At 71.7% G+C, this 22,146-nt stretch carries 18 protein-coding genes; 6 read left to right on the top strand and 12 right to left on the bottom strand.

Features of this window, described 5'->3' with window-relative positions; translation table 11 throughout:
• Positions 1-58 precede the first annotated feature (58 nt).
• On the bottom strand, positions 59-520 hold the full coding sequence (locus tag AOQ37_RS33830) for a nuclear transport factor 2 family protein (protein ID WP_062650229.1): 462 nt from the start codon (positions 518-520) through the stop codon (positions 59-61).
• A gap of 178 nt (positions 521-698) precedes the next feature.
• On the opposite strand from AOQ37_RS33830, the gene AOQ37_RS33825 reads away from it, so the two are divergent.
• On the top strand, positions 699-1,577 hold the full coding sequence (locus tag AOQ37_RS33825; protein ID WP_062650227.1) for a helix-turn-helix transcriptional regulator: 879 nt from the start codon (positions 699-701) through the stop codon (positions 1,575-1,577).
• A 92-nt stretch (positions 1,578-1,669) separates the two neighbouring features.
• Here AOQ37_RS33825 and AOQ37_RS33820 read toward each other — a convergent pair whose 3' ends face one another.
• Positions 1,670-2,446, bottom strand: coding sequence for an alpha/beta fold hydrolase (locus AOQ37_RS33820; RefSeq protein WP_062650225.1), 777 nt, complete (start codon positions 2,444-2,446; stop codon positions 1,670-1,672).
• Positions 2,447-2,497: 51 nt separating this feature from the next.
• On the opposite strand from AOQ37_RS33820, the gene AOQ37_RS33815 reads away from it, so the two are divergent.
• The 3 genes from AOQ37_RS33815 (at position 2,498) to AOQ37_RS33805 (ending at position 5,421) form a co-directional block, all read left to right on the top strand.
• Complete coding sequence (locus AOQ37_RS33815) at positions 2,498-2,911, top strand: MarR family winged helix-turn-helix transcriptional regulator (RefSeq protein WP_062650223.1); 414 nt, start codon at positions 2,498-2,500, stop codon at positions 2,909-2,911.
• Between the two features lie 571 nt (positions 2,912-3,482).
• Positions 3,483-3,851 (top strand): hypothetical protein, encoded by a 369-nt coding sequence (locus tag AOQ37_RS33810; RefSeq protein WP_062650221.1) that lies wholly within the window; start codon positions 3,483-3,485, stop codon positions 3,849-3,851.
• 199 nt (positions 3,852-4,050) lie between these two features.
• Positions 4,051-5,421, top strand: a complete 1,371-nt coding sequence (locus AOQ37_RS33805; RefSeq protein WP_062650219.1) for a pyridoxal phosphate-dependent decarboxylase family protein — start codon at positions 4,051-4,053, stop codon at positions 5,419-5,421.
• Between the two features lie 119 nt (positions 5,422-5,540).
• On the opposite strand, the gene AOQ37_RS33800 is transcribed toward AOQ37_RS33805, so the two are convergent.
• Together AOQ37_RS33800 and AOQ37_RS33795 are read right to left on the bottom strand one after the other, a co-directional pair.
• Complete coding sequence (locus AOQ37_RS33800) at positions 5,541-7,166, bottom strand: alpha/beta fold hydrolase (RefSeq protein ID WP_107085368.1); 1,626 nt, start codon at positions 7,164-7,166, stop codon at positions 5,541-5,543.
• A gap of 14 nt (positions 7,167-7,180) precedes the next feature.
• Positions 7,181-8,830 (bottom strand): alpha/beta fold hydrolase, encoded by a 1,650-nt coding sequence (locus AOQ37_RS33795; RefSeq protein ID WP_234437095.1) that lies wholly within the window; start codon positions 8,828-8,830, stop codon positions 7,181-7,183.
• 739 nt (positions 8,831-9,569) lie between these two features.
• Between AOQ37_RS33795 and AOQ37_RS33790 the strand changes: the two genes are divergently transcribed.
• Complete coding sequence (locus tag AOQ37_RS33790; protein ID WP_062650337.1) at positions 9,570-10,403, top strand: DUF4436 family protein; 834 nt, start codon at positions 9,570-9,572, stop codon at positions 10,401-10,403.
• Between the two features lie 168 nt (positions 10,404-10,571).
• Here AOQ37_RS33790 and AOQ37_RS33785 read toward each other — a convergent pair whose 3' ends face one another.
• From AOQ37_RS33785 to AOQ37_RS33750, 8 genes are all read right to left on the bottom strand, one after another.
• Positions 10,572-11,744 carry a 4-hydroxybenzoate 3-monooxygenase gene (locus AOQ37_RS33785; RefSeq protein ID WP_062650217.1) on the bottom strand — a complete coding sequence of 391 codons (1,173 nt, stop codon included), beginning with the start codon at positions 11,742-11,744 and terminating at the stop codon, positions 10,572-10,574.
• 170 nt (positions 11,745-11,914) lie between these two features.
• Positions 11,915-12,832: a shikimate dehydrogenase gene (locus tag AOQ37_RS33780; protein WP_062650215.1), complete on the bottom strand. Its 918-nt coding sequence runs from the start codon at positions 12,830-12,832 to the stop codon at positions 11,915-11,917.
• Positions 12,833-12,971: 139 nt separating this feature from the next.
• Positions 12,972-13,706 carry an ABC transporter ATP-binding protein gene (locus AOQ37_RS33775; protein ID WP_062650212.1) on the bottom strand — a complete coding sequence of 245 codons (735 nt, stop codon included), beginning with the start codon at positions 13,704-13,706 and terminating at the stop codon, positions 12,972-12,974.
• Complete coding sequence (locus tag AOQ37_RS33770; protein WP_062650210.1) at positions 13,703-15,538, bottom strand: branched-chain amino acid ABC transporter ATP-binding protein/permease; 1,836 nt, start codon at positions 15,536-15,538, stop codon at positions 13,703-13,705. The genes AOQ37_RS33775 and AOQ37_RS33770 overlap by 4 nt, the downstream gene beginning before the upstream one ends.
• On the bottom strand, positions 15,535-16,404 hold the full coding sequence (locus AOQ37_RS33765; protein ID WP_062650208.1) for a branched-chain amino acid ABC transporter permease: 870 nt from the start codon (positions 16,402-16,404) through the stop codon (positions 15,535-15,537). The genes AOQ37_RS33770 and AOQ37_RS33765 overlap by 4 nt, the downstream gene beginning before the upstream one ends.
• A gap of 7 nt (positions 16,405-16,411) precedes the next feature.
• Entirely contained in the window at positions 16,412-17,581 is a 1,170-nt protein-coding gene (locus tag AOQ37_RS33760) for an ABC transporter substrate-binding protein (protein ID WP_062650206.1), read from the bottom strand.
• A gap of 327 nt (positions 17,582-17,908) precedes the next feature.
• The gene (locus AOQ37_RS33755) at positions 17,909-19,660 is read right to left on the bottom strand and encodes a thiamine pyrophosphate-binding protein (RefSeq protein WP_199825123.1); all 1,752 of its coding nucleotides are present in this window, start codon (positions 19,658-19,660) and stop codon (positions 17,909-17,911) included.
• Positions 19,657-21,159, bottom strand: a complete 1,503-nt coding sequence (locus AOQ37_RS33750; protein ID WP_062650204.1) for an aldehyde dehydrogenase family protein — start codon at positions 21,157-21,159, stop codon at positions 19,657-19,659. Before AOQ37_RS33750 ends, AOQ37_RS33755 begins: the two co-directional genes overlap by 4 nt.
• Positions 21,160-21,371: 212 nt before the next feature.
• Here AOQ37_RS33750 and AOQ37_RS33745 point away from each other — a divergent pair, with 212 nt between their 5' ends.
• A complete protein-coding gene (locus tag AOQ37_RS33745) occupies positions 21,372-22,142 on the top strand; it encodes an IclR family transcriptional regulator (RefSeq protein ID WP_062650202.1) in 771 nt (256 codons plus the stop codon).
• Positions 22,143-22,146: the final 4 nt, after the last annotated feature.

The following is a 22,146-nucleotide window of genomic DNA, read 5'->3' as shown; positions in this document are numbered from 1 at the left end:
GGGGCACTCCCCCAGGCACCGCGAGGGCCGGGCTTCGGGCGGTGGGCGTCTGTCGGAGTCAGAAACTGTCGGGGAGCTTGACGGCGTTGCCGGTGAAAGGGGAGGTGTCGAGCCAGAGGTACTGGAACGAACGGCTGGTGAAGACCCAGCCGTTCTCCGAGCGCCTCAGTCGGTCGGCGGTGACGCAGTGGTTCCGGTAGTACGTCTCGCCCGGACCGCGCGCGGCCTCGTGGCAGATGATGCTGGTGGTCGCCTCGTCCCCGGTGATCTCGATCGGGCCCTGCACCGCGAACTGCACGAAGAACTCCCGCTCGTCCCGCAACCGGCGAAACGTGGAGACGATGTCGTCCACGCCGACGGCATGCACCCTCTCGCCGATCGTCCACTCCGCGTCCGCGGCCCAGGTCGCGCGGAAACGATCGTCGTCACCTCGGGTCGCGGCGTCGGCGAAACGAGCGACGGTGTCACGGATCGATGCCTCGTCCAGCAGACGGGACAGTGCGCTCTCAGCGCTGGTCATGTAATTCTCCCTGCACGGCGAATGGAATTCCCGGCCGGGAATTCCGATGGAATCCCGGATTCGGAAAACGTCATGTTCCCCATGGTGGCGTGGCCGGGACACCCGAACCAGAGACGCTTCGACGGTAGGAAGAGCAGTACCACCCTCACATCGCACCGACGAACGGGAATGCGGGAGAATGGCCGTCATGACGACCGCACCCGATATCGGCCTCGGCGCGATGATCCGCACATGGCGCGACCGGCTGCCTCCGTCGGCCGCCGGGCTGCCGGCCGCCTCGGGGCGCCGCGCCACCGGGCTGCGGCGCGAGGAACTGGCGGACCTCGCCGGTATGTCGGTCGACTACGTGGTGCGCCTGGAGCAGGGAAGGGCCACCACTCCTTCGGCGCCGGTGGTGGCGTCCCTGGCACGCGCCCTCCAACTGTCCACAGCCGAACGCGACCACCTGTACCGGCTGGCGCATCTCGCCCCGCCGGCGGACGGCACGATCTCCGACCACCTGACGCCCGGCGTGCAACGGGTGCTCGCCCGGCTCGGGGACGTCGCGGTCGCCGTATTCGCCGCGGACTGGCAGTTGGTGTGGTGGAACCGCGGCTGGGCCGGACTCCTGGGCGCGCCCTCGACCGCGCCGGTGCGGCTGCGCAACTTCGCCCGCGACAGGTTCCCGGTGGACGACGGGCCCGCGCGCCTCGCCTTGTGGCCGGTGACCGAATCGGACCGGGAGGCCACCGACGCCGCCGTCGTCTCCGATCTGCGCCGAGCCACCGGCCGTTACCCACGGGACAAGCGTCTTGCCGAGCTGATCCGTGAACTGAGCGCCAACGCGAGGTTCGCGGGGCTGTGGGCGACCGGAGGCGTCGCCGCACACCGTGAGGACCACAAGACGATCGACCATCCCACGGTGGGACCTGTCTCGGTGGACTGCGACATCCTGACCGACGGCGACTTCGACCTCAAGATCGTGATCATGACCGCCGCGCCCGGCGGCGAGGACGAGACCAAACTCCGGCTCACCGCCGTCGCCGGCCAGCCCACGCCCATGCCCACCTCCAACTGACCGATGCGCGCGGGCGGATCTGTCCGCTCGTGACGGCGACGACGACGGCGGAAGTGAAAGCGGCAAAGTGTCGGCCGGGTTCCGGGAACGGGCTACGACCGGCTCAGGAACTGGTCGATCGCTGCCCAGGTCGCGTCCGGCGCCTCGAGATGCGGAAGGTGTCCGGCCGCCTGGATCCCGACGAACCGGGCGCCCGGCACCGCGCAGGCGACGGCCCGCCCGTACGCGGGGGTGACGATCCGGTCGCTCTCACCCCACACCACCAGCGTCGGCACGTTCACCGCGCCGAGCCGTGCGAGCAGCGTCGGGTCACTCATGCCCCGGCCGGCGATGACGGCCATGGTGCGACCGTTGGCCTGCTGGATCGCGCGCTGCTCCTCGGTGAGCCGGGCCGGGTCCATGTACCCGCGCTCGGGGTCGTGCCAGGCGGCCTCCGCGAGTCCCCGGGCGTCGAGGGCGAAGAAGTCCGCGACCGGCTCCCCCTCGACGACCACACCGACGCCGTCGATGTCGATCAAGGCCCCGATCAGTCCCTTGTACCGCTCGTCGTGTGCGGCCCGCACCGCCATCTCGAGGGCGATCCAACCGCCGATCGAGGATCCGACCAGCACGACGTCACGCTCTCCGTGGTCGAGCAGTCGTGCGAGGTAGGCGGCCGCGAGGTCCGCGACGGAGGTGATGAAGTCGGGGCGCGTCGTGCCGTTCCAGCCGGGATGGGTCGGGGCGAACGTGTGCAGGGAGGCCGCGAGGTGTCCCACGATGGGCGCGACGGTCTGCGGGCCGCCGCCGCCGTGCAGCACCAGCGCCGTGCGCGCCGCGGGGTCGCCGGCCTGGATGACGGGAAGGTCATCGGGGAGGGAGAGGTTCACGGGAGCTCCTGACTCAACATGTTTATATAAGAACGTTGATAACGTAACACCATGAAGACCGACCTGGAAGCCCTCGGGCACGCGATCAAGCGCGCGCAGTACCGGAATCACCGCGCCGCCGATACGGCCCTCCGTGAGATCGGGGTGACCCTCGTGCAGTGGGACGCCCTGCGCGCCATCGACCGCATGCCTGGCGCCTCCGGCCATGAACTCGCCGTCGCGACGTTCCAGAGCGACCAGGCCTTCGGCACCCTGGCGAACCGGCTCGTCACCGGTGGACTCATCGCTCGGTCGGCAGGTCGCGGGCGCCGCCTCGAACACACCCTCACCGAATCGGGGCAGGCCGCGCTCGAGGCGGGCCGGCAACTGATGGCCGGTGCGCTACAGGAGCTCTTCGCACCACTCGACGAGGCACAGCGCCTGGCACTGCTTCAGACGCTCCAGCTCCTCACCGAGAACACCTGACGCGCCCACCGAGCCCCGCTGCCGCCCGGGCCCGGCCTGTGGCGCAGCACGCATGCAGCCTCCGGTGCGGCGCGCATGCAGGCGGGGCGCCGTGGCCGGTGGCCGAGAGGCGTAGGGTCCGGGCCTGTGAGCGGTTCCTCCGAGCCCGACTGGGCCTGTCTGCACCATGCCTACGGTCGGGCGGATGACGTCCCCGGCCGGCTGACCGCGCTGTCCAGCGCCGATCCCGCGGTGCGCGGGGCGGCCGTGTCGGCCCTGAGCGGAAACGTCTACCACCAGGGCACTCGATGGCCGGCGAGCGCTCATGTGGTGGCACCCCTGGTCGCGCTCGCGGACACACCCTCGACGCCCGACCGGGCGACAGTCGTGCACCTGCTGCATGCTGTCGCCCTCGGCGACCTGCACGACGACGTCCTGCCCTTCGACCCCGTACGTGCCTTCGCCGGGGCCGAACGGGTCGGCCCGTCGGACGAGGCCGCGGTGCTCCGCGTGCTGTTCGAGGACGAGGACCCGGACCCCCGAGCGCCACGCGCCTTCGTTCCTGACCTGGCTGGAGGATGCCGAGCCTGCCGTGGCGTCCCGTGCGGCGGCGCTGCTGGTCTGGTTCCCCGAGGTCCCCGGACTCGCGGACGCGCTGGTCGGCGTGGGGTCCGACACGGCGGCCGCCCGTGCGTCGGCGAACCTCGCCCTGGCGTTCCTCCCCGGCCCGCTCGGCTCCGGCCAACTCGCGGCGCTCACAGCATGTCTGGCCTCCGCGGACGAGGCGGTGCGGGTGACCGCCGCGGTCGCACTGGCGCGTCGGCGGGCGACGGCCCTGCCGGACGAGGCACTGGCCGTCCTGGTCCACGCCGACGACGACGAGGTCGCCGGTGCCCTACCGGGATGGGATCGCTCCCTTCGGGGCCATGTCGCGCTCGCGCTGCGGCGCCTGGGCCTGTGACCGGAGCTGCGTCGGCCGCGTCCGGCCTCCGGGGGCCTCACCTGCGCGGAAGATGGCCTCGGCGCTCCCGCTCCCGGCAGGCCCAGTCACCTCGCGCACACCGGTGGTCCGCAGGGTGACGGCGCCCCGTCGGGCACGCCGCCCGCGCATCGCACGGGTACGGCTTGCACAGCGGCGGGCGCTGTTTCATAGTCCGGGTATGGACGCGCGCGAGACGGCGCTCCGACAGGCGTACGGCCATGCCGTCCGCTGGCTGGCGAGCCTCTCCGAACGCCGGATTCCGGCTCGCGCATCGGTCGAGGAGATCATGCGCGCGCTCGGACCCGACCTGCCCGACGGCCCCAGCGCGCCCGCCGACGTCGTCGACCTGCTGGCGACGGCCTGTGAACCGGGACTCACCGCGTTCCCCAGCGGCCGCTTCTACGGATTCGTGGTCGGCGGCGCCGAACCAGCCGCCCTCGCCTCGGACTGGCTGACCAGTGCCTGGGACCAGAACTGCGTCATGCGCGCCGCCTCACCCGCGTACGCGGCGGCGGAAGAGATCGCCGGCGCGTGGCTGCTCCACCTGCTCGGCCTGCCGGGCGACAGCGCGGTCGGCTTCACCACGGGCGCCACGATGGCCAACTTCACCTGCCTCGCCGCCGCACGCGACGCCGTGATGCGGCGCGCCGGTTGGAATGTCGCCCGCGACGGACTCACCGAAGGACCGGCTGTGCACGTCGTCGCAGGCCAGGACCGCCACATGGCCATCGACCTGGCGCTGCGCTACCTGGGGCTCGGGCGACCCGACCTCGTCACGGCGGACGAGCAAGGACGCATAGAACCCGAGGCCCTGCGGCGCACCCTCACAGCCCGTGGGCCGGGCTCCCCGACGATCGTGATCCTCCAGGCCGGCGACATCCACTCCGGTGCCTTCGACCCCTTCGTCGAGGCGATTCGCGCCGCCCGCGAAGCGGACGCGTGGGTCCACATCGACGGCGCCTTCGGGCTGTGGGCCGCCGCCTCCACCGGCCACACCCACCTGACGGCGGGCTGCGCGGCGGCGGACTCCTGGGCGACGGACGCCCACAAGACCCTCAACGTCCCCTACGACTGCGGCCTAGCCGTCGTACGCGATCCGTCCGCGCTCCGGGCCGCGATGGCCCTGCACAGCGACTACCTCATCCACGACCAGCAGGGCGACCCCACCGACAAGGTGCCCGAACTCTCGCGCCGCGGCCGCGCCTTCACCGTGTGGGCCGCCCTGCGCTCCCTCGGCCGATCAGGCGTCGCCGACCTGATCGACCGGCTGTGCCGCCACGCCTCTTCCTTCGCCGAGGGCATCGCCCGGATCGACGGCGCCACCGTCCTCAACGACGTCGTCTTCACCCAGGTCTGCGCCGCGTTCGGCGACGACGAGCGCACCGATCGCGTCCTCGCGCGGCTGCTCGACGACGGCACGGCATGGATCAGCGGCTCCACCTGGCACGGCCGCCGGGTCATGCGCATCTCGGTGAGCAACTGGTCGACGACCGAGACCGACGTGACCCGCACCCTCGACGCCATCCGCCGCGCCGCCACTGCTCCCTGAACTCCCTTTCCCCGTAGGCCTGGTGCGGTGGGCTTCCACCGGCGGGGCCGCATCCACCGCCGATGGTGGATGCGGCCCCGCCGGTTCCGGCACCGGGAGTGCGGCCGCCGGGGACCGGTTTACGGTGCGATCTCGAACTGCGGCGGCTGGAGGCCCGCGAGGCACCTGGTGTCCGGCGCGGTCGGGCGGGCGAAGAAGGATGTGGTGATCGTCTGCGCGCAGCGCGAGTCGGCGAACACCACATGGGCGACGTAGGGGACCGTGACGGTGGTGGAGCGGCTCAGCGTACGGGCGACGTACGCCCCGTTGCTCGGCGCCGTCTGGGCGTCGAACCCGCCGGACAGGGCGAGGGTCGGGATGTCGCTGCGGGTCACGTCCCGTACCGACCGGGGCGCCGGGGGAACGTCCCAGGCCCGGCAGTCGTCGTGGAGCCAGGCGAGTTGCGGGGCGTTGGCCAGCATCGACCGGGGGAACGTCGGGAAGGCGCGGCGTCCGCCTCGGATGATGTCGGCCTGGCTCTCGTACGGGGTCCACTGGCGGCAGAAGACGCCGTAGACCAGCCCGTGGGCGACCCTTCCGATGGCCTGGGGGCTGTACTTGCCGCCCGCGAGCTGCTCGGCGATGCGTTGCGGGTCGCCGTGGGCGAGTTCGTCGATCGAGCGGGGCACGCCGGCCGCCACATGGGTGGCGGAGGTCAGCCAGGTGACCAGGTTGCTCCCGTCCAGCACGACCTTCACCGGCTCCGGGTGGACGGGGACCGTGACGGTGGTGGTGATCGGTCTGGCCTCCAGCTCACTGACGAGGCGCAGGAAGGTGGCCTTGAGGTTCGGGTAGCGCGTGTTGCACGCGGGCTGCTGTGCGCAGGCCTTGAACAGGCCGTCGAAGCCTTCGCGTGCGGCCTTCCAGGTCACGGCCCCGCCGGCGATGGACGGCGGCAGGATGCCGTCGATGCCGACCGAGCGGATGCCCTTCGGGTGCAGGCGCATGTAGTTGAGCGCCAGGTGGGTGCCGTAGGAGATGCCGAAGACGTTCCACTTCTTGACGCGCAGCGTCTTGCGCAGGGCGTCGTAGTCGGCCGAGCTCTCGATGTCGTTGTAGGCGCTGCGGTCGGCGCCCTCGGCGTCCACGCGGGCACGGCAGGTCCGGGTCGCCTCGACGTGCAGGCGTCCGGTGGACGGCGCGTTGGAGACCAGGCCGAGGGCGCGGGCGTTGAACCGGTCGATGTTCGGACAGGTGAGTTCCGGGTCTGCCGAGTAGGTGCCGCGCTGGGACATGAAGATCACGTCGCGGTCGCGGTCGAGGTTGCCGGCGAGCGCCATCGGGATCTCGGAGACCGCGTCGTCGCCGGGCCCGCCGGCGAACCACACGATCGGGTCGGGCGCGGGGCGGCTGCTCCTGGCGGGCATGATCGCGACGGCGAGGGTGATCTCGCGCCGGTCGTCGCCCCCGTACCCTTCGGGCTCCTTGGGCCCCTTGGCGCCGGAGCGCTTCTCGGGCACGGTGAGGGTGCCGCAGCGGGCGCGTGCGAGATCGGGGATCGGGTCCGCCGTCCTGGGACAGGGGCCCGGTGCGAAGCGGGCGTCGCCCACCGTACGGGCGACGGTGCCGATCGGGGCGTCGGCGCCGGACTCGGCGTGTGCGGGCAGGGCGGCGAGGCCGATGACGAGGGCGCTGGCCGTGGCTCCGGCCAGGGGCGCCGGGAGCCGTCGCGCTGGGCGTCGGCCGGGGGTGGTACCAGGGGACATCGTGCGTACTCCGGTCAGGGGATGATGGTGAACGGCTTGGGTTCGACTCCCGGCACACAGCCGGTGTCGGGCGCGGTCGGCCGCGCCAGGAAGGAGCGCAGGACCGACGCGGCGCAGGGGTTCTGCGGCACCACCCAGTGGGTGATCCCAGGAATCACCACGGCGGTCGAGCGGGGCAGCGTGCGGCCGGCGAACGGCCCCCAGCTCGCCCCGGTCTTCGCGTCGAAGGTCCCGGTGATGATGAGCGCGGGCACCTTGCTGTGGGTGGCCACCCGCTGCACCGCGGTGCGGTCCGGGACGTTCCAGACGCGGCACAGGTCGTGCTCGAACGGCAGCTGCGGCGCGTGGGCCAGCACCGAGTCCGGCCATCCCGGGAAGGCGCGGCGACCGGCTTTCAGCACGTCGCGCTTCGAGAAGCCCGGGACCCATTCGGCACAGGCCACCGAGTGCGTCAGCCCGTGGGCGAACTCGCCGACGGCGGGCGTGGCGCCGGCGGCCTGGGCCCGCGCGAGGCGCTCCGGGTTGCCGGCGGCGAGTTCGTAGAGGGCCGCGGGGACGTCGGCGGACGGCACCAGCCGGCCGTCGGCGACCAGCAGGTTCACCAGCGTGCCCCCGTCGAGGACGACCTTCACGGGGGTGCCGCCACCGGGCGGCGGGACGGTCAGCCTCAGGGGTTTCGCCTCCAGCCGCCGGACCTGTCGCGTGAGCGTGCGGGACAGGTCCGGGTAGCGGGACCTGCACGCGGGCTGGGCCTCGCACGCCGCGAAGATCGCGTTGATCCCCTCCTGGGCGCTGTCCCAGGCCCACGGCAGGCTCACGACCTGTGGCGGCACGACCGAGTCGATCGCCAGGGAGCGGATGCCCCGGGAGTGCCGGCGCAGGTAGGTGAGGCCCAGGTCGGTGCCGTAGGAGTAGCCGTAGACGTTCCACTTGCCGATACCCAGAGCCTTGCGGAGGGCGGCGAAGTCCGCGGCGTTCTCGGTGGTGTTGTAGGCCGCCAGGTCGATTCCCTCGGCCGTCAGACGGTCCCGGCACTCCTTCGCCGCGCGTACCAGGCCTCGTCCGGTCGACGGCGCGTCGTAGGGCAGGCCCACGGCGGTCGCGTTGAACCGGTCCATCTCCGGGCACGCGAGGCTCGGCTGTGAGTGCAGGGTGCCGCGCTGGGCCACGACGATCAGCTCGCGGTCGCGGTTCACGCCGGAGTCGATCAGGAAGGGGATGGCTCCGAACGCGTCACCGCCGGGACCCCCTTCCATGAACACCACGGGGTCCGGGGCCGGCTTCTTCGACGCTGCCGGGATGATGGCGACGGCCAGCCGGATGGTGCGTCCCCTGGGGCGCTCGCGGTTCTCCGGGACCTCGAGGAAGCCGCACCGGCCGGGAACCGGCTCGGGCGTCCGCGGACAGGGGCCCGGCACGAACCGCGCCGGATGCCCCGGCGGCGGCCCGCCGGCAGGCGGCGACTGGGCGCTGCCCGGCGCGGCCCCGACCGTACCGAGGACACCCAGACACACGGCGAGGAGCGCCGCCTTCGTCCGCGTCCCCCGGCCGAGTCGTGGAGGGGTGTGTCGAGCCGGGCTCCGTACGGGCGCCCCGGTTCCGGTCCCGGTCCCGGTCCCGGAGAAGGAGGGCGGGGGCCCGGAACCGATGTCGTGTTCCGCCATGTGATCTCGTCTCTCTGACGTCCCTGGCCACTGCGGTCCGGGGGCGGTTGGCATGGCTGCGCCCCGCCGCACGGCAGGGCGGGGCGCGTACGCCAGCCTGCGTTCGGGCAGGGGCCGCCACCACTCGTCGCCTCCACTTGGAGCAGCCCCGCCCGGGACCGGGGCTCCCCCGGTTCCCCGGCCCCGGCTCCCGGCCTTCGATCCCCTGGTCACCCGGTCGGCCGTCGACCCGTCACCCCCTCGGCGGCCGGGGACGGAGCCGCCCTCCGCTCCGGTGGCGGACGCTGCGCCGAACGCCACAGGGCCACAAGGTCCCAAGGCCCCAAGTCAGGTGGTGGGCCCAGCCGGGCGGCGCCCCTGCGTGCCCGGCGCGTGGTCCGCGTGCAGGTCCTCGGACCAGCCCGTAGCGTGGACGACGCGCGTTCCGCCGACATCGCCTCGCCGACGCCGCGTCCCGGCACACCGGCAGCGGCGCACCCGCAGCGGACTTGATGACCTCGGCTCCCCCGAAGTGCCGGACGACACTGAGCCGATCTCGTTCCAGGTGGCGAAAGCAGGTGGTGTCCGTGAGTCGGACGACGTCGTGGTGTACCACCAGCGACCCTGACCACGCGGAGTCACCCGACGGCTTGCGGGCGGCGGGCCGGCTGCCGGGCATCCGGACCGAGTGATGCGTCAGGGCCCTCCGGCACCGGCACCCTCCGATCCGCCTCGCCCGCGCCGCTCCGGCGGATCCGTCCTGCCCGTGCTCGTCCCCATCGCGCTCCTGATCGTGGTGGCGGTGGCCGTGGGCTCGTGGCTCCACTTCACCGAACGGCAGGCGGCCGACACGGTGCACGTCGTCGGATCCTCGGCCGCCGACCGGGTGGACGTGGAAGCCGCCGTCCAAAGCGTCGACGCCACGGGCCGGGAGCTGGTACTGCGGGTCTCGGTGACCCCACGCGGAACCCTCGGTGAGGCGGACGGGGCGGCACCGGCGGCCGATCTCAGCCTCCGGACCTCGGGGGCGACCCTGGGCGACCTGGAGTTCACGGCGCACGAGCGGCTCACGACAAGGGATGTTCAGGTCGCGCTGACCGGCGGATCGATCAGTGACTACCCGTTCGACACCTACGGGACCGTCATCGCCTTCCGGGCGGAGCTCGGCGGCGACCCGGTGCCGGTACGGATGCTGTTCTCCAACGCCGACACGCTCTTCTCGGTCTCCGCACATCCCGGGCCCTCCCGGCAGGAAGCCGTGACGGCGGTGGAGTTGACGCGCTCGGGCAGCCTGCTCGTCTTCGCGGTCTTCATGATGGTGGTGATGTGGGCACTGGCCGCGTCCGTGCTCATCGGGGCCTGGTACCTGACGACCCGCGGCGAGGGACTGGTCTGGCCCGGCCTCGCCTGGATGGCCGCCACCCTGTTCGCGCTCGCCGCGTTCCGCAACACCGCCCCCGGCACACCCCCGATCGGCTGCGTGCTGGACTGGTTCGCCTTCCTGTGGGCGGAGACCGTCATCGCCCTCTGTCTGGTCACCGTGGTCGTCACCGGCGTCGACAAGGCCCTCCGCCAGGACGCGCGGCCCACGTGACGGATCCGCCGCACCGGGACCGGCCGACGCCACTCCCCCACGGTCAGACCCCTGCGACTCGCCCCCCTCCCCCGTGAACCGAGCGGCTTCTCTCCGCGCCCCGCCCACGGGCGTGGCCACGGACCGGTTCAGCCCGCAGCCACGAGACGAACGGCGCCCGACGTTGGGCTAGTTGGTGCCGGCGGTGAGCTCACTGAAGAGCTTGTTCGCGGCGTCCGAGGTGAACTGGCGCCGGAGTTCGGCCCGGGCGACCTCCTTGCGGAACTCTCCCTCGTGGCCGCTGAAGCCGGCGTTGTGCATGGTGTCGGTGATCCAGGTGGCGAACGCCTGGTAGTTCCAGATGTGGGGCAGGCAGGTCTCGGAGTAACGGTCGAGAAGACCGGGGTCGCCTTCCTTGACCTGGCGGATGACGGCCCGGGCGAAGACCTCGGTGTCGTGGAGGGCGAGGTGGATGCCCTTGGCGCTCATCGGCGGGACGATGTGCGCGGCGTCGCCGAGGAGATAGAGCTTCCCGTGGCTCATCGGGGCGAAGACCACACCGCGCAGCGGCACGATCCGCCTGTCGACGATCTCGCCGCTCGTCACAGGGGTCCCGAAGCGGGCCTCCAGTTCGCTCCAGACGCGCTCGTCCGGCCACTGCTCGGGGGTGTCGTCGACCGCGCACTGAAGGTAGACGCGACTGGCTCGCGGGCCGCGTGGGATGAGGCCGGCGAGACCGCGCGAGTGGATCGCCATGCCGGACGGGTTCGCCGGGACGGCGGCCAGGACGCTGAGCCAGTTAAACCCGTACACGTGGGAGTACTCGGTCAGCGCGGAGGCGGGGATGCTGCGCCGGCTCACGCCGTGGAAGCCGTCGCAGCCGGCGATGAAGTCGCAGTCGATGACCCTGGCGGTGCCGTCGGCGTCCCGGTAGCGGGCGACGGGGCGTTCGCCGGTCACGTTCTCCAAGGACACGTCGGCGGCCTCATGGCGAAGGTCTCCGCCCTCCCGCAGGAAGACGTCCGTGAGGTTGCGGACGAGGACCTGCTGGGGGCAGTAGAGGCTCTCGTCGTTGTCGTCGTCCACATCGACCGGCATCGCCTCTCCGTCGATGTAGAAGCCGAATCCGCTGTCCGGGACGGCGTCACCCGCCAGTACTTCCTCGAGACCCCACTCGCGGAACATGCGCACCCCGAAGGTGTCGATGGTCCCGGCGCGCTGACGTGCCTCGACGTAGGCGCGGGGGTGCTTCTCCAGCACGGTGCAGTCGATGCCGTTGCGCAGCAGCAAGGTGCCGAGCGTCAGGCCGGCGACACCGGCCCCGACGATGACGACGGTCGTGTCTTCGCGTGTCTCGGACATGGGTGTGCGAGCCTCCGTGCTCAAAGGGGTTGGCCGGTCGCGCCGGTGGCGCGAACGACGCCGCCGACCGGGTGGTGCGGCGTACAGCCACCACTGTGGAACCCCTCCGGGTGCGCGGACCACCGGTGACGGGACAGCGAGTACCGGAAACCCGCCAACCTCCTGGAGCCTCAGGTGTGGGCCTGGGGACCGGCCGTCAGATCGGCGAAGTCGCCGAACATGGAGGAGGTGTGGGGCGTGCGACCGGTGACGAGGCGGAAGGCGGTGGCCGCCTCGTGCACCAGCGCGCCGCCGCCTTGGAGGACGCGGCAGCCCAGCGCACTGCCGGCCCGCACGAGCGGGGTGCGGTCCGGGTGGTACCGCGTGTCGAAGATCCACAGGTCACCGCGCAGGAATTCCGGCCGCACCACCTCCCGGCCGTCCGCGCCGTCCCCACCGCCCGCGCCGCCCGTGCCGTCCGTGTCGTCCGTGGGCAGGCTGTTGACGAGGCCGTCGGCCTGCTTCAGCCGTTCGGCGAGCCCTTCGGCCGGGAACGCCTCCGCCCGGCCGGGGGCGGCGCCGTCACCCTGGTTGAGGCACTCGACCAGGGCGCGGGCGCGCTCCGGCACGGGGTCCGTCACGGAGAGGTGCCTCACTCCCCGCTCACGGAGGGCGTACGCGGCGGCGATCCCGGCATCGCCCGCCCCGACCTGCACCACGCGATCGAGCGGAACTCCGGGCAGCCCCCTGAGGAGGGCCGCGACGCAGCCGGCGACGTCCGTGTTGTGCCCGACCGTCCGGCCGTCCCGCGTGAAGACGATGACGTCGACCGATCCCACGCGCGCCGCCGTCTCGGACAGTTCGTCCACGTAGGGGACGACGCGGTGGCGGTAGGGCCGGGCGACGTCGAGTCCGGAGAAGCCGAAGTCCCGGCAGGCCCGCAGGAATCCGCCCAGGCCCTGGGCGCGGAATGCCCGTGCGTCGGCGTCCACGCGGCGGCAGAGGTAGCGCAGTCCGTGTCGGTGCGCCTCCCGCTCGTGGAGTTCGAGGCCGAGCGAGCGGTCGGCGTCCGCGCCGACGAACCCGACGAGATACGAGAACTGGGCCACGGCGGCTCCACCCCAAGTAATGTACGAACTGGTTCGTTATCAATATCAGGAGAACTTCACGGCGGGAAGGGACAGGGCGCTCCGCGGTGCCGCGGACCTCGCGCGGGCAGGGGGCGGCGCGTCCTGCGTCGCCCCCTGCTCACAGCCCCAGATACACCTCCCGGACCCGGGGATCGTGGCTGAGTGCCGCGGAGGTGCCGCTCATGGCGACCTCGCCGTTCTCCATGACGATGCAGTGGCTGGTCACGCCGAAGGTGAGCTTGGCGTTCTGCTCCACCAGCAGCAGGCTCAGACCTTCCTCACGCAGCTTCAGCAGCACGTCGAGGATGTTGCCGACGAGCTTGGGAGACAGGCCCATGGAGGGCTCGTCCAGGACGAGCAGGCGCGGTCGGGTCATCAGGGCCCGGCCGATGGCGAGCATCTGCTGCTGTCCGCCGGAGAGGGCGCCGGCGAGCCGTTCGCGCATCTCCTTCAGGACCGGGAACAGGGCGTAGACCTCGTCGAGTTGCCGATGGGTCTCCTTGTCCCAGGCACGCGAGTACGCGCCGAGGAGCAGGTTCTTCTCCACGGACAGGCCGGGGAAGACATGCCGTCCTTCCGGGACGTAGCCGATGCCGTGGCGCACCATGTCGCGGGCCTTGACCCGGGTCAGGTCGTGGTCACCGAGGCGGATGCGGCCGCCGCTGCGGGGGACGAGGCCCATCAGCGCCTTGAGGGTGGAGGTCTTGCCGGCTCCGTTGGCGCCGATGATGCCCACGGACTGGCCCGGTTCGACGGTGAACCCGATGGAGCTGACCGCGCAGACGCCGCCGTAGTGCACGCTCAGCCCCTCCACGGCCAGGGGCTGGACGGTGTCGGCTCCGGTGACCTTCATGGGGTGGCCTCCTGCGCGTGTTCCGGCCGTGCGGCGGACCGGGGTGTGTCGAGGCCGAGTTCGGCCGGGTCGGAATCGCCGAGGTAGGCCTCGATGACCTCCGGCGTGGAGACGACCTCCTGGGGGGTGCCTTCCGCGATGACCTTCCCGCTGGACAGGACGGTGACCTTCTCGCACAGGGACATGACCAGTCCCATGTTGTGTTCGATGAGGATCACGGTGGTTCCGCTGTCGCGGATGGAGCGGACGATGCGGATGAGCTGCTGGACCTCCTCGCCGTTCAGACCGGCCGCCGGTTCGTCGAGCAGGAGCAGCCGCGGGCGGGCCGCCATGGCGCGGGCGATCTCGATACGGCGCTGGATACCGTAGGGAAGGGAGGAGGGGTCGGCTTCCGCGAAGTCGACCAGCCCGTAGCGTTCGAGGATGTCGTCGGCCCGGGCGCGCAGCCGGCGTTCGCGTGCGAGGACGCCCGGCTGCCAGAGCGCGTACTGCCAGATGGTGTGCGCGCGGGTGCGGTCGAGCGCGACGAGGATGTTCTCGCGCACGGTGAGCTGCCCGAACAGGCGCAGGTTCTGGAAGGTGCGGGCCAGGCCGGTCAGGGAGAGCGTGTAGGGCCGGGCGGCGGTGGTGTCGGCGTCGGCGAAGCGCACGGTGCCGGCCGTCGCGCGGTAGAAGCCGCTGATGACGTTGAACAGGGTGGTCTTGCCCGAGCCGTTGGGGCCCACGACGCCGCGGATCTCCCCTCGGTGCACGGCGAGCGTCACCTCGTCCAGGGCTCGCAGACCGCGGAACTGCTGGGTGACGCCCTCGACGGACAGGAGCACGCCGTCGGGGCCGGAGCGTTCCTCGACCGTGTAAGGGGTGAAGGGGCGCAGCTCGGCGCGGGAGGGCTGCTGGGCGCGGCGCCGTGCGTACAGGGTGCGCAGCCGTGCGGGGACGCCGGCCAGTCCCGTCGGTGCGAAGACGACCATCGCGACCACGACGACGCCGTAGCCGAGCTGGGCGTAGGTGGAGAAGTCGGAGAGCCACTCGCGGACCATCGTCAGGCCGACGGCGCCCACCACGCAGCCGACCAGGGAGCGGCGGCCGCCGATGATGACCATGGCCAGCAGGATGAACATGTTGCCGATGGAGAAGGTCTCGGGGGCGACGTAGCGGATGAGGCCGGAGTAGAGCACACCGGCCAGGCCGCCGTAGAGGCTGGCGAGCAGGAAGGCCGTCATGCGCAGGAACGGGATCTCCGCGCCCATGGCCCCTGCCGCGAGGGCGTCGTCCCGCATGGCGCGCAGGCGGCGGCCGAGCGAGGTGTGGACGACGAAGAGGCCGAAGAGGAGTGCCAGGGCGAAGACGACGACTTCCAGGTAGTAGTAGAGGTACTCGCTGGAGAGGTCCACGCCGGGCAGGGTGGGGACGGGGATCCCCGAGATGCCGTCGGCGCCGCCGGTGAGGTGGGCGTTGGTGATCCAGTTGATGAAGCCCAGGGCGAGGCCGAGGGTGACGATGCCCAGGTAGTGGGACTGCATGCGCAGCGCGGGCACACCGACGAAGAGGCCGGTGACGACGGTGGCGAGGACGGCGAGCAGGGCGGAGAGCCAGAAGCCGTGGCCGTAGTGGGTGGTGAGGATGGCGACGGCGTAGGCGCCCACGCCGAAGAACGCGACCTGGGCGAGGTTGATCTGTCCGGAGACGCCCATGGCCAGGCCCATGCCGAGGGCGAGCAGGGCGTAGATGAGGGCGATGTTGACGACGTGGACGGTGTAGCTGCCCAGGCCGTACGGCAGTGCCCAGGCGGCGAGGACGAGGACGCCGGTGGCTGCGAGGCGGGACTTCATGCGCGACTGACCGTCCTTTCACCGAAGATGCCGGTGGGCCGGATCATGATCGCGGCCGTGAAGACCAGGAAGGTGACCAGCACCGAGTAGCCCTGGAAGTGGCCGGCCGCGTAGGAGTCGAGGACGCCGATGGCGATCCCGCCGACCACGGCGCCGTGGATGGAGCCGAAGCCGCCGAGCATCGCCGCGGCGAAGCCCTTGATGCCGAGGGCACCGCCGAGGGAGGCGTCGACGTAGAGCATGGGCCCGACCAGTCCGCCGGCGAGGGCGGCGAGGCCAGCTCCGATGGCGAAGGCCAGGGCGTTGCTGCGCCCGACGTCGATGCCGACCGCGGTGGCCGCCTCGTGGTCCATGGCCACGGCCTGCATGGCCGCGCCGCGTTTGGTGCGGGACAGGAAGAAGGCGAGGCCGACCACGGCGAGCGCGGCGACGGCCATGACCAGCAGGTCGTAGGTGCGTACGCGGATGCCGAGGACGTCCAGGGGCGCGGAGTGCAGCGGTGAGGGCACGGCGCGGCCGGTGGTGCCCCAGATGATGACGGCCAGCGCCTGGAGGACGATGCCGAAGCCGATCGTGCCGATCAGCATCAGGTCGAAGTCCTTGTTCTCCAGGGGGCGCAGGACACGCTCGATGACCAGGCCGATGGCCCCGGTGATGACGATGGCCACCACCATGGCGACGGCGAAGGGGAGTTCGGAGGTGAGGTAGAACGTGGAGGCGGTGTAGGCGCCGATCATGGCGATGTCGGCGTGCGCGAAGTTGACCAGGCCCATGGTGCGGTAGACGAGGGAGAAGCCCATGGCGACCAGGGCGTAGACGGCGCCGAGGCTCAGGCCGCCGACGAGGGTTTGGAGGGTGTCCTGCACGTCGTTCTCACTTCTGCTCGACGAGCTTGCCGTCCTGGATGACGCCGATGGTCGTGCGGGTGATGCCGACGCCTTCGGGGCCGTACGCGAACGTCCCGAGCAGCCCTTCGTAGGAGGTCGCGCGGATGGCGTCGGCGAGCTTCTTGCCGGTGGCGACGTCGCTGGACTTCAGGGCGGTGAGCAGGATGTTGGCGCCGTCGTACGCCTTGGCGCCGTGCAGTTCGGCATCCTCCCCGTAGGCCGACTTGTACGCGGCGGCGAACTTCTGTGCCGCGGGGCTGATGTCGTTGCCCAGGTAGGGGGAGCTGACGATGGTGCCCTCGGCTGCCTCCTTGCCCGCGGTGTCGATGAACACGGGGGTGCCCTGGGGGGCGGCGCCGGCGAAGGGCGCGGTGATGCCGAGGTCACGGGCCTGCTTGACGATGAGGCCCGCCTCGACCTCCTCCGAGCCGATGAAGACGACCTCGGGCTTCTTCGAGCGGATCGTGGTGAGGGCGGCGCTGAACTCCTTCTGGTCGGTGGTGACGACCTGGTCGGTGACCGGGGTGACGCCGAGATCCTTGGCGGCCTTGCTGAAGGCGTCGTGCTCGCCCTTGCCGAAGGAGCCGTTGTTGGTGATCATCGCGATCTTCTTGTAGCCCTTGTCCTGGATCAGGTACTTGGCCAGGGTGCTGTCGTAGGTGGTGCTGGTGGGGCCGTTGAGGAACAGGAACGGGCTCTTCTGGGCGACGAGTCCGTCGGACTGACCGGAGGTGATGTTCGGTATCCCGGCCTGCTTCAGCACGGGTGCCATGGCGATGGTGACCGCGCTCTCCGCGGTGCCGATCATCGCGATGTAGTTCTCGCTGTCGATCTTGCGCGCCAGGTTGGTGCCGGTGGTCGGGTCGCCCTGGTCGTCGAACGACTTCAGCTGGATCTTGCGGCCGTTGATGCCGCCCTTCTTGTTCCACTCGTCGACGGCGAGCTTGGCGCCCTTGTACTCCCACTCGCCCAGCGAGGAGAGCTGGCCGCTGCGGGCGTTGACGACGGCGATCTTGATGGGGCCCGAGCCGGACCGGGTGTCGCTGTCGGACTCGCCCGGGGCGCTGCACGCGGACAGGGCCGCGGCCAGGGCGATCGCCGCGACCAGTGCGGTGCGCGGGGAGGAGGGGCGTGATGGGCGGAATCGGCGGGGCATGAGGTTCACCTCGTGGAAGACGTGGGTGGGCTTGAGGCGTGGGGGCGGTGAGGCGTCGGGGCGGTGAGGCGTGGGGGCGTAGAGGGAGGCGGGGCACGTCCCCGCCGGCCTGCCGTGGTCCGGCCGGGGGACGGTGTGTACCGCCGGGCGCCGTGGCGCCGGTCGGCGGGAGTCGGGCAGGTGGCGCCGATCGAAGGAGTCGGTCAGGTGGCGCCGATCGGAAGGTGTCGGTCAGATGGCCCTGGTCGGAAGGGGTCGGTCAGGGGGCCCTGGTCGGAAGAGGTCGGGCAGGGGCGCCGGTCGGAGGGAGGAGGTCAGGGGTTTCGGTCAGAGGGTGTCGGCCGGGAAGTGGCCGGCGTAGATGTCCTTGATGTTCCAGTGGCCCGGGGTGGGGACCGGCTCGTTGACCATGGGCACGTCCAGCACGGCGGGACGGCGACGGGCGATGGCGTCCTCCAGGGCCTTACGCAGGTCACCAGGTGCGGTGATGGTGTAGCCGTCGGCGCCGCAGGACTCGCCGTACCGGGCGAAGTCGGGGCTGTAGGGCCGCCCCTCGGCGTCGGTGAACTCGCAGCCGTAGGACCGCCCGAAGGACGAGGCCTGGAGATCGGCGATGGTGCCGTGGGCCCGGTTGTTCATCACCACGAAGATGACGGGCGCGCCCTGTTCGACGGCCATCGGCACCGCGGGCAGCTGGGCGCTCATGCCGCCGTCGCCGATCAGGGCGACCACGACACCGTCGGGCCGGGCGATCTGCACGCCCACCGCGGCGGCGGGGCCGAAGCCCATCGTGGAGGCGCCGCCCGGCGTGATGAAGCGTCCCGACTCGGGCAGTTCGTAGCACTGCGCGACGCCGTTCTTGTTCCAGCCGACGTCGGTGACGAGGACGGCGTCGTCGGGCAGGGCGTCCCGCAGGTCCGCCAGGATGCGCTGGGGGCGCAGCGGGAACGCGTCGCTGCGGCCGGCCTCGCGGGCCGCGTCGAAGACGGCGCTCCGGGCGGCGGCGATTCCTTCGCGCAGCCCCGGGCGGGTCAGAGCGGTGCTCTGCCGGGCGCGCACCGCCGCGTCGATCCTCTCCAGGGCGAGTTCCACGTCGGCGACGGCACCGATGTGCACCGGGTAGTTGCGGCCGATCTCGGCCGGGTCGATGTCGATCTGGAGGAGTCGGCTCGGCGGGAAGTTCCAGGTGTGGGCGGCGTCCCAGGAGCTGGCGTCGGTCTCGGCGAAGCGGGTGGCGAGGGCGAGGACGACGTCGGCGCCCTTGGTGTGTTCGTGGGTGGTCTCGAGCCCCCAGAAGCCGGGCATGCCGAGGAGCAGGGGGTGCCGGTCGGGGATGACGCCCTTGCCCATGAGGGAGTGGGCCAGGGGGATGTCGAGGTGCTCGGCCAGGGAGAGCAGCCGGGTCCGGGCGCCGGGGCTGCGCAGTCCGCCGCCGAAGTAGATCAGCGGGCGCTCCGCCTCCAGCAGGGCTTCGGCGATCCTGTCGGCGGTCGCCTCGTCCAGTCCGGGCCGGCCGAGGTGGCCGGGGAGCGGGTGGTCACCGGTGTAGGGGGCGACCTGCCGGTTGAACAGGTCCATGGGGATGTTGATCAGGACCGCCCCGGGGCGTCCGCCGGTGGCGGTGAAGAAGGCCCGCTCGGTGACGCGCGGCAGGTCCTGCACGCGCTGCACTGCCCAGGTGCGCTTGCAGAAGGGCCGGTAGATGGCCGTCTGGTCGGCGTCGGCGTGGAGGTTGACCTCCTGGTGCGGGTGACGGCCGTAGTAGTAGGAGGGGATGTCGCCGGTGATGACGATCAGCGGGATGGAGTCCAGGGCGGCGGTGGCGACGCCGGTGACGGCGTTCATCATGCCGGGGCCGACATGGGTGAGCAGGACGCCGGGGCGGCCGGTGGCGCGTGCGTAGCCGTCGGCGGCGTGGGCGGCGGCCTGTTCGTGGCGGGCGATGACGAACTCGATCGGGCTCGGACCCAGCGCGTCGAGGAGGGCGATGTTGGTGTGTCCACAGGTGCCGAAGACGTGGGTGACGCCGTAGGACTCGAGCTGGGCGACGAGGGCTTCGGCGGCGGTCACGGTGGTCACGGGTTCTCCTTGGGCAGCTCGCGGCTGTCGCCCCAGACGGACAGACCGCGCAGCATGAGGGTCTTGACGACGGTGTAGTCGTCGATGAGCCAGCGGGGGGCCTCGCGGCCGAAGCCGGAGTCCTTCACCCCGCCGAAGGGCACGTGGTCGAGGCGGAAGTTGGAGGAGCCGTTGACGATCAGCCCGCCGACCTCGAGTCGCCGCCAGGCGGTGAGGATGCGGGTGATGTCGTGGGTGAACAGACCGGCCTGGAGGCCGTAGCGGCTGGTGTTACACTGTTCGATCACGGTGTCGAAGTCGTCGTAGGGCAGCACGGCCACCAGCGCGCCGAACACCTCCCGCACGACCACCGAGGCGTTCGGGGGTGGGTCGGCGATGATCGTGGGTGCGGCGGTGGCGCCGTCCCGGGTGCCGCCCCGGATCACGCTCGCGCCCAGGTCCCGGGCTTCCTTCGACCAGGCGACCACGCGTTCGGCCGCGTTCTCGTCGACCATGGCGCCGATGTCGGTGGTCTCCAGCAGGGGATCGCCCACGACGAGGGCGTCGACCGCGGCCGTGAAGGCGTCGAGGAACTCGTCGTAACGGCTGCGGTGGACGTACACGCGCTGGACGGAGATGCAGCTCTGTCCGGAGTTGCTGTAGCCGGTGCGTGCGCAGACCCGGGCCGCCGCGACCGCGTCGGCGTCCTGGCAGACGACGGTGGCGGCGTTGCCGCCGAGTTCGAGTGCGAGCCGTTTGGCTCCTGCCGCGCGGGCCACCGCCGCCCCGGTTTCGGCGCTGCCGGTGAAGCTGATGACGCTCACCGCGTCGGCCCCGCACAGAGCGGCGCCCACCTCTCCCCCGCCGTGCAGCAGCTGGACCGCCTGGTGGGGCATGCCGCTGTCGAGGAGCAGCGCGACGACGGCGGCGGAGATGCCCGGGGCCTGGGGTGGTGCCTTGACCAGGGTGGTGTTGCCCGCGGCGAAGGAGGCGCCCAGTTTGTGCGCGAGCAGGTTGGCGGGCGCGTTGAACGGGGTGATGGCCAGGGCGACGCCGGCCGGCGCCCGGTAGGTGAGGGCGGTGTTGCCGATGCCCGTGTCCCAGCCGGCCACCGGCAGGTTCTCGCCGTCGATACGGCGGGCCTCGGCAGCGCAGACGGCGAAGGTGGAGGCCACCCGGTCGATCTCGGTACGGCTGTCCCTGAGCGGTTTGCCCAGCTCGAGGGCCAGGAGCCGGGCGAGCCGGTCGCGGTGGGCGGTGGCGTTGCGGGCGGCTGTCTCGAGGATGTCGGCCCGGGCGGCGGGCGCGAGGTCGGCCATCTGCCGGGCGTAGCGGCCGGCCCGGGTGACGGCGGTGTCGATCTCGTCCGCCGTCGCGGTGGGCGCGCGGCTCACCGTGCGTCTGAGGTAGGGGCCGGTGCGTTCCAGGGGCGGGCCCTCACCACCCCACGATCCGGCCAGATAGGGAAGGGCCTCGACGACGTCGTTCGCGTCGGCGGCCTTGAGAAGGTCTTGCAGCATCACGTCTCCAGAAAAAACCATCTAGTGGTTTCCGTGGACTGCTCTGTGGACTGGCGTGTAACGTACGGGCGCCGGAAGGCCGTGGCAATAGGGCGGCGCAGGGAAGTTGAAATCAGCGATTTCCAACACGGCTCAACTGGGGAAAGCTGTCGCTCCAGGCGTCGCGCCCGATCACCGGGCTGCGGCGGCCGCCCCCTCACGAAGGAGAGAACGTGGACGCGGAGCAAGGACCGGGCGGCGGGGTGCGCAGTGTGCGCCGCGCTCTGGACATCCTGTCGCTGCTGACCGAAGATCAGCCCACTGTCCCCCTGAAGGACATGGTCGACGCCACCGGCCTGCCCAAGACCACGGTGGTCCGCCTGGTGCAGACCCTGGAGCAGTACGGGCTGCTGTGGGCGACACCGGGCGGCTACACGGCCGGCCCCGGCCTGTGGCGATGGGCCCATCTGGCGCACACCAGCTGGGAACTGCCGCCCGACACACAGAAGTTGCTGCGCGAGCTGGTCGACCGCCGGGGCGAGACGGCGAATCTCATGATCCGCCGCGACATCCATCGCGTCTGCGTCGCCCAGCAGGAGAGTCCGCAGCCGCTACGGCATGTGGTGCGGGTGGGCGACGAGCTGCCGCTGTGGGCCGGCGCCTCCTCCAAGGTGCTGCTCATCGGCGCCACCGACGGCCTGCTCCAGCGGGTCGCCGCGGGCTCGCCGCACGGCGTGGCCCACGTCGAGCAGCTGCGCCTGTGGGCGGAGGAGGCCGCCGACCGCGGCTACGCGGTCAGCCACGGTGAGCGCGATGTCGGCCTCACGGCCGTCGCCGTCCCGATCCGCACCCAGTCAGGCGTGGTCGTCGCCTCGCTCTCGCTCAGCGGGCCGAGCGCCCGTATCCCCGAGCGGGCCATCGAGGACTTCGCGGGCGATCTGCTGGAGACGGCCGCCCACATCGCGTCGCAAGGGTTCCAGCACCCCCTGGGGCCGCGCACCTAACCAG

Origin of the sequence: Streptomyces maremycinicus, from assembly GCF_001184025.1 — a bacterium.
Lineage (GTDB): Bacteria > Actinomycetota > Actinomycetes > Streptomycetales > Streptomycetaceae > Streptomyces > Streptomyces maremycinicus.
This window is presented reverse-complemented; position numbering and strand designations above follow the sequence as displayed.

Excerpts from the sequence above, each read along its gene's own strand:
- AOQ37_RS33830 (WP_062650229.1), bottom strand. The coding sequence starts at position 520 with ATGACCAGCGCTGAGAGCGCACTGTCCCGTCTGCTGGACGAGGCATCG.
- AOQ37_RS33760 (WP_062650206.1), bottom strand. The coding sequence starts at position 17,581 with ATGCCCCGCCGATTCCGCCCATCACGCCCCTCCTCCCCGCGCACCGCA.
- AOQ37_RS33805 (WP_062650219.1), top strand. The coding sequence starts at position 4,051 with ATGGACGCGCGCGAGACGGCGCTCCGACAGGCGTACGGCCATGCCGTC.
- AOQ37_RS33825 (WP_062650227.1), top strand. The coding sequence starts at position 699 with ATGGCCGTCATGACGACCGCACCCGATATCGGCCTCGGCGCGATGATC.
- AOQ37_RS33815 (WP_062650223.1), top strand. The coding sequence starts at position 2,498 with ATGAAGACCGACCTGGAAGCCCTCGGGCACGCGATCAAGCGCGCGCAG.
- AOQ37_RS33750 (WP_062650204.1), bottom strand. The coding sequence starts at position 21,159 with ATGCTGCAAGACCTTCTCAAGGCCGCCGACGCGAACGACGTCGTCGAG.
- AOQ37_RS33785 (WP_062650217.1), bottom strand. The coding sequence starts at position 11,744 with ATGTCCGAGACACGCGAAGACACGACCGTCGTCATCGTCGGGGCCGGT.
- AOQ37_RS33770 (WP_062650210.1), bottom strand. The coding sequence starts at position 15,538 with ATGAAGTCCCGCCTCGCAGCCACCGGCGTCCTCGTCCTCGCCGCCTGG.
- AOQ37_RS33795 (WP_234437095.1), bottom strand. The coding sequence starts at position 8,830 with ATGGCGGAACACGACATCGGTTCCGGGCCCCCGCCCTCCTTCTCCGGG.
- AOQ37_RS33775 (WP_062650212.1), bottom strand. The coding sequence starts at position 13,706 with ATGAAGGTCACCGGAGCCGACACCGTCCAGCCCCTGGCCGTGGAGGGG.
- AOQ37_RS33800 (WP_107085368.1), bottom strand. The coding sequence starts at position 7,166 with ATGTCCCCTGGTACCACCCCCGGCCGACGCCCAGCGCGACGGCTCCCG.